The organism is Pseudoalteromonas sp. MMG024, from assembly GCF_021654175.1.
Classification (GTDB): domain Bacteria; phylum Pseudomonadota; class Gammaproteobacteria; order Enterobacterales; family Alteromonadaceae; genus Pseudoalteromonas.
In genome coordinates this window covers 224,819-231,398 of the sequence record NZ_JAKFZO010000005.1, presented here as the reverse complement: position 1 = coordinate 231,398, position 6,580 = coordinate 224,819, and the positions used below count along the sequence as shown (strand labels likewise).

Annotated in this window: 5 protein-coding genes; 2 read left to right on the top strand and 3 right to left on the bottom strand. The window is 39.6% G+C overall.

The annotated features are described in order from the left end of the window. Nucleotides 1-253: 253 nt before the first annotated feature. Nucleotides 254-2,767, top strand: a complete 2,514-nt coding sequence (locus tag L1068_RS06885) for a diguanylate cyclase (RefSeq protein ID WP_237129622.1) — start codon at nt 254-256, stop codon at nt 2,765-2,767. 3 nt (nt 2,768-2,770) lie between these two features. On the opposite strand, the gene rep is transcribed toward L1068_RS06885, so the two are convergent. After that, nucleotides 2,771-4,783: a DNA helicase Rep gene (gene rep, locus L1068_RS06880; protein WP_237129621.1), complete on the bottom strand. Its 2,013-nt coding sequence runs from the start codon at nt 4,781-4,783 to the stop codon at nt 2,771-2,773. 130 nt (nt 4,784-4,913) lie between these two features. Between rep and L1068_RS06875 the strand changes: the two genes are divergently transcribed. Beyond that, nucleotides 4,914-5,174 carry an accessory factor UbiK family protein gene (locus L1068_RS06875; RefSeq protein WP_010561639.1) on the top strand — a complete coding sequence of 87 codons (261 nt, stop codon included), beginning with the start codon at nt 4,914-4,916 and terminating at the stop codon, nt 5,172-5,174. Between the two features lie 8 nt (nt 5,175-5,182). Here L1068_RS06875 and L1068_RS06870 read toward each other — a convergent pair whose 3' ends face one another. Both L1068_RS06870 and can read right to left on the bottom strand, forming a co-directional pair. After that, entirely contained in the window at nt 5,183-5,956 is a 774-nt protein-coding gene (locus L1068_RS06870) for a transporter substrate-binding domain-containing protein (RefSeq protein ID WP_237129620.1), read from the bottom strand. Next, a complete protein-coding gene (gene can / locus L1068_RS06865; RefSeq protein WP_237129619.1) occupies nt 5,907-6,557 on the bottom strand; it encodes a carbonate dehydratase in 651 nt (216 codons plus the stop codon). Before can ends, L1068_RS06870 begins: the two co-directional genes overlap by 50 nt. Nucleotides 6,558-6,580 lie beyond the last annotated feature (23 nt).

The following is a 6,580-nucleotide window of genomic DNA, read 5'->3' as shown; positions in this document are numbered from 1 at the left end:
GCTTAACTAAGCGGCTTTTTTATTGGTAAACATTTATATAACTAAGGAAACACAAGTTAGAATAAAAAAGAATATTCGATTTATTTAAAAACTCAATTTTATCAAAAACTTATCCTTTATAGCAATTTCATCGACAAGATTGCTATTTAAAACGAAAAATGGAAAAATAAGGTTAAAAAATAAGCAGTGATTAACTGTGTGGTTCGATTGGGTTCACACTGCTATAAATTCTACCTAATAATAAGAAATAGCAATGGAAGATGCTCATGCCGATAACGGCTCACAGCAAAGAAAAATAAAGCGCTTAAAAAGTTTAGTAAAGAAATATCAAACCTCTTTACAAACACAAACTGCGTTATTACAACTATCCGAACAAGCAAGTAAAGTATCAGAACTTACCTTGCTCTACCCCGCTATTCAGCAAATTTTAGAAAGCAGCCTGCCATGTAGAAACTTTTATGTGGTGTTATTCAACCCTGATATTGGCGAACTCGAACTTACTTATTTTGTCGACGAGATTGATGGCATTCATTTACCCATTCAAGCGCAACAAACTGGCATGCTCGATAATTCGCTTACTGGCCTCGTATTTAAAACCGGTAAAACCAAACTATTTAATAAAGAACAAATTGCCGATTGCGAAATTAAAGGTGTATGCCGTGTTATGGGCACGCCCTGTGAATACTGGTTAGGTGTGCCAATCCATCACGATGGTCGCGTGATCGGCGTTATGGCAACACAAAGCTATAATGTAAATCAGCCGTTTGATGATAGCCAAATAGCACTATTTGAAACCGTCGCATTCTATTTTAGTACCGCGGTTGAAAGGGTTAAAAAGCGCCAGTATATGGCGCAACAAGTTGCTGAGCGCACAGAGCAGTTAAGCCGCGAAATTGCTCGAAACCAAGATACTATTCGCAAACAAAATATTTTGTATGCGATTTCTAAGCTAGCGACAAAAAGCCTTAATAACCAAGACTTCTTTGAGCGAGTTCACAATATTGTTAACGAAGAAGTGTTCGCTAAAAACCTGTTTATCGCGCTTTATGATCACAGCGAAAATATGATCAGCTGTCCTTACGCTGTAGATGAAATGTCTGTTGATTATCAACCTCGTACCTTCTCTAAGGGGTTAACTGAATTTGTTATTCGTTCAGGTAAAACGGAATTGTTTGACCAAAACCGTATATTAAATGAGGTAGCAAAAGGTCATGTTGAGCTGCCCGCTAAATTTAATAACTCTCCTTTACCAACTTCTTGGATTGGCGTGCCGCTTTATCACCGTCAACAAGTAATTGGAGTATTAGCTTGTCAGGCGTTTAATCACGAATACAGCTACAAACAATCTGATATTGAGCTTATCTCATTTGTCTCAGAGCAAATTTCCAATGTAATCGTAAAACACTTGGCAGATAATCAATTAGAGCAACGAGTAAAAGAAAAAACCGCTGAATTACAGCAAGCCAATATTCATTTGCAATTGCAAATTGAAGAGCGTAAGAAAATTGAGCGTCAGTTATTTCACGATGCCCACCATGATAATTTAACAGGCTTAGCAAACCGAAGTTTGTTTATTTCTCAATTAGACAAAACCCTGCAACGCCATAAGCGGGATAAATCGCACGGCTTTGCTGTGATGTTTATTGACCTCGATAATTTTAAAGATATCAATGATACTCTCGGTCATCATGCTGGCGATAAATTTTTAAAATCGACCGCTAACGAATTTTCTACCTGCATTCGTGAACATGATTTACTGGCTCGTTTTGGTGGTGATGAATTTGTTATTTTATTAACTCATTTACAGCACAAAGACGAAGCTGAGCTTATCGCTAAGCGCATTATCAAATTAATGAACAAGCCTTTTTGTATTAATGAGTTATGCGTTAAAAGCGGGGCAAGCATTGGTATTGCATACAGCAATAAAGCCTATACCAGCACAGATCAAATTATTCGTGACGCAGACAGTGCTATGTACCAAGCGAAGAAATCAGGTAAAGGTACCATTGAGCTCAGCGCTGAACATCTAGAGCCAAGAAGTAGCCTGATTTGCCCGACAGAAATTAACGCTGGGCAACTGAGTTTTGCCAAATCGAATGTGATTGATCTGCATAAAGATCACAGTGTCGCTACTTTTTACAATCCACAGCTAACACTGGAGTCAGGTGCAACAATAGCCCTTGCTCATTTATTACAAGAACAACATGCAGCAATTGATTACTGTGATTACTTACTAAATCAAATTCTCCCTCATGTTGTGCAAAATGGTACGGTGTTTTTGCAACTGCATACCAGTATTTTGGCACGTGAATTTGATCGTTTTTACAAAGAACTAAGTAAGTCAGCAAATAATATTTGCTGGTTAATTAACGACAGTAACCTTGCTGAAATGTCGACGACCCAAGTTGATAATCTAGCAAAACTCAAAAAATTAGGATTTAAGATAGGTGTTATTGACGTTGCTCGTCAGCAAATCGATCTTGCAAAGCTAACCTGTGTGGAATTTGATTTTATGCAGTTAGAACTTAACTTTTGTCGAAAGTTAGTCACCGAGAAAATAGCACAGCAACAGCTTGCAGCCTTACTTGCACTAACAAAAGACAGTAAGTGTGAAATTATCGCAACCGGACCTGCCATAGTGAATTTTCAGTCGGCGCTCAAAATACTTGGTATCAACTTATTTTTAAGCCCACTGACGCAAGGCTCTGAGCAGCTATCGCAGTTCGATAAAAGCCAATCACTGCTCAGTAAAACCAATAAAAAGTAAACGTTATTTCTTTAACATGGCGCGTAAGTTAGCAACTCGCGCTTGGCCTTTTTCCATACGTTGTTGTTGGTTTTGCGGTTGTTTTCGCATCTCGTAAGCAAGATCATCTTGTGGCATTTCAGCAACAAAACGACTTAACTCTGGCGTTGCCGTTTCACCAAACATTCTGCGCTCTTTTGCATAGGTTAAGATCAACTCTTGCTGCGCACGAGTAATGCCTACGTAAGCTAAACGCCTTTCTTCTTCAACGTTATCTTCATCAATACTGGTTTGGTGTGGCAACAATCCCTCTTCCATTCCCACCATAAACACATAAGGGTATTCCAAGCCTTTCGATGCGTGTAATGTCAGTAATTGTACTGCATCTGACTCGTCTTCTTCTTCATTGCGTTCAAGCATGTCGCGCAGAGTTAGCTTCATCACTACTTCAGGTAAAGTCAGCGGCAGGTTATCGCTACTGCCAACCAACATATCGGTGATCCAACGATACAGCTCCGACACGTTTTTCATACGCATTTCAGCAGCTTTAGCGCTAGTTGAGGTCTCATACAAATAATCTTCGTAATTAATCTCGCGTACCATGTCTTTTACAGCTTCAAGAGTATCTCCGCGAGTTGCACGGTCTGAAAGCTCAACCACCCAACGGGCAAAACCCATTAACGCATTATAACCACGCCCAGCTAAGCGCGATGATAATTCAGGTTCAAAACACGCAGCAAACAAACTAATGTGCTTTTCATTCGCCAGCGATCCTAATTTCTCAAGTGTGATAGGACCAATTTCACGGCGTGGCGTATTTACGATACGTAAAAAGGCGTTATCGTCATCTTGATTCACCAACAACCTTAAATACGCCATAATGTCTTTAATTTCTGCACGTGAAAAAAACGACATACCGCCGCTAATTTTGTACGGAATATGGCTTCCCATTAAGGCTTTTTCAAATACCCTTGCTTGGTGATTACCACGATACAAAATTGCGTAATCTTTATAGCTGGTGCGCTTCATAAACTTATGCGAAATAATCTCAGCAACCACTCTCTCAGCTTCATGCTCTTCATCTTTTGTCGCAATAACTTTAATCTGTTCGCCATAAGCTAATTCACTAAATAACTTTTTATCAAACACGTGCGGGTTATTAGCAATCAGAATGTTGGCAGATTTAAGAATACGCCCCGCACTACGATAATTTTGCTCAAGTTTAATTAAACGTAATCCGGGAAAGTCTTTACTCAACAGCACTAGATTTTGTGGTTTTGCCCCGCGCCAAGAATAGATACTTTGATCATCATCGCCTACCACGGTAAAGCGCGCTCGCTCACCCACTAACAGTTTAACTAATTGGTATTGGCTGGTGTTAGTATCTTGATATTCATCCACCAACAAATAGCGAAAGCGATTTTGCCAGCGTTTACGCACCTCAGGCTTAGCGCTTAGCAGCAAAGTTGGGATCATAATTAAATCATCAAAATCGAGCGCGTTATAGGCGCGTAATTGATTTTGAAAACGTGCATAAAGCTGAGCAAATTGTACTTTTTGTTGCTCTCTGGCTTCTGCAATGGCCTGCTGTGGCAAAATCAGGTCATTTTTCCAATTAGAAATCTGCATTTTTAACAGGTTAAGTAAGTCTTTATCGCCTTTTAATTCGGGTTCTGTTAAATCAGCCAAGAGTTTGTTGCTATCTTGGTCGTCAAATAATGAAAAACCTGGTTTATATCCCAGTGCATCTAGCTCTTTTTTAACAATTTCCAAGCCAAGCGTGTGAAACGTAGAAACCCATAACCCTTTCGCTTCTTGCTTACCCAGTGTTTGTGCCACACGCTCACGCATTTCTTTAGCTGCTTTATTGGTAAAGGTTACCGCCGCAATATTGCGTGCCTTGTATTCGCACTTTTGCACTAAGTAGGCAATTTTATTTGTGATTACACGGGTTTTACCTGAGCCAGCGCCTGCCAGCACTAGGCACGGACCACTGATATATTTAACCGCTTCATCTTGTTTAGGATTGAGTTTCATTAAAATCGCTTGCATTAATACAACAAAGAAAGGGATTTTAAAATGCAGCTATGTCAGGCGCAAGGATTGTCTTTGCCTGCACGCCCTGATGGGTTAAACTAAACACAGTTTTTATTACTAGAATTTGACTATGATTAACCCAGCTAAACTTGAAGAAATTGCCAAGCAAATTACTGAAAACATGCCACAAGGTGTTAAAAACTTAGCAGATACATTGGAAGGCAAAACGAAACAAGCTATTCAAAATAAATTAAGTGAAATGGATTTTGTTAGCCGTGAAGATTTTGAAGTACAAAGCCAAGTATTATTAAGAACACGTGAGAAGTTGGCGATTTTAGAGCAACGTGTGAACGAACTAGAAGCAAAGCTTGCCGATAAAGACGCAGAATAAAAAAGAAGCTAAAGCGCTTCTTTTTCCTGTGCTTTTAATTTTGCTAACTCGCTGTTGAATGCGTCTAAAAACCAGCGATGCTCTACTAAAAAGTTATTTGAAAAGTAAACAGAGAAATTTTTGCTTGCTTCAGTAATACTTGCTATATTATCAAGGCTTTGCGAGCGTTTTGATAACGCATGAACAAATACACTCTCCGATAAAAACACCGCATCTAGTCGGTCAGCCAACAGCATTTCAACTAGCGTATCTACATCATTACTAAGAGTTGCTATAGGATAATTATTATCTTGTAGCCACACCTGCGTATTGGTGTTTAAAATAGTGCCGATTTTTGCTTGTTCGCGAAATCCACTGTGTTTCACATCAATTACATTAGATGATTTATAAAACCAGCTCCAATTGTTAATGAGTACCGCATCGCTAATTTTTGCAATACGGTCGCGAAAACGGTTTCGCGTCGCTAAGAAAAAACCATCAACATTGCCACTTCGCATTTCACGCAGCGCCACACCGTAATTTGCAACAAGTTCAAATTCGTAGTTTACTTCCAAGTTATTAAGTACTTGCGTTACTCGCACAATACCTTGCCCTGCAAGCTTTTTATTTTCATTTAAATAAATGTACGGTGGAAAATGCGGTACTGCAAAACGCAGTGTTATTTTTTGCTCTGTCGTTTGTGGTACAACTTGTTCGGCATAGGCATTATTAGCTGTTAAGGCAAAATACGCACTAACGACTAAACACACCTTGAACGGCATTGTTATAAATTTTTGCCACATCGTTCGCCCCATTAATGCTGGTTTCTAAATCTCTAATATGGCCATCGGCCAACCCATATATCCAGCCATGGACTTCTAATGCTTGCCCTCTTTCCCACGCATCCATCACAATATTTGTTTGGCACACATTCTTCACTTGCTCAATGACGTTTATCTCACATAAGCGATCAAACTTTTGCTGCACACTAACAGAACTACTAAGTTGAGTCTCATACTTATCGCGCGCATCGACAACATGACGCAGCCAATTATCGATTAAACCAAGTCGAATGCCGTCAAGAGCTGCTTTTACGCCACCACAGCCATAGTGGCCAACCACCATAATGTGCTTAACTTTTAACACCTCTACTGCATATTGTAGTACAGACAAGCAGTTATGGTCGGTATGTACTACCATATTTGCCACATTTCTATGAACAAACAATTCGCCTGGTAATAAACCAACTATCTCATTAGCGGGTACACGGGAGTCGGCACAGCCGATCCATAAATATTCGGGGTTTTGTTGCATTGAAAGAATCTTAAAAAACTCAGGATCCCGATCCGTTGTTTCTTTTGCCCACGAGCGATTCTTGACAAAAAGATGCGCTAATTTATTCATCAGTGTTTGCGTTCCTGATAGTG

Excerpts from the sequence above, each read along its gene's own strand:
- L1068_RS06885 (WP_237129622.1), top strand. The coding sequence starts at position 254 with ATGGAAGATGCTCATGCCGATAACGGCTCACAGCAAAGAAAAATAAAG.
- L1068_RS06875 (WP_010561639.1), top strand. The coding sequence starts at position 4,914 with ATGATTAACCCAGCTAAACTTGAAGAAATTGCCAAGCAAATTACTGAA.
- can (WP_237129619.1), bottom strand. The coding sequence starts at position 6,557 with ATGAATAAATTAGCGCATCTTTTTGTCAAGAATCGCTCGTGGGCAAAA.
- rep (WP_237129621.1), bottom strand. The coding sequence starts at position 4,783 with ATGAAACTCAATCCTAAACAAGATGAAGCGGTTAAATATATCAGTGGT.
- L1068_RS06870 (WP_237129620.1), bottom strand. The coding sequence starts at position 5,956 with ATGTGGCAAAAATTTATAACAATGCCGTTCAAGGTGTGTTTAGTCGTT.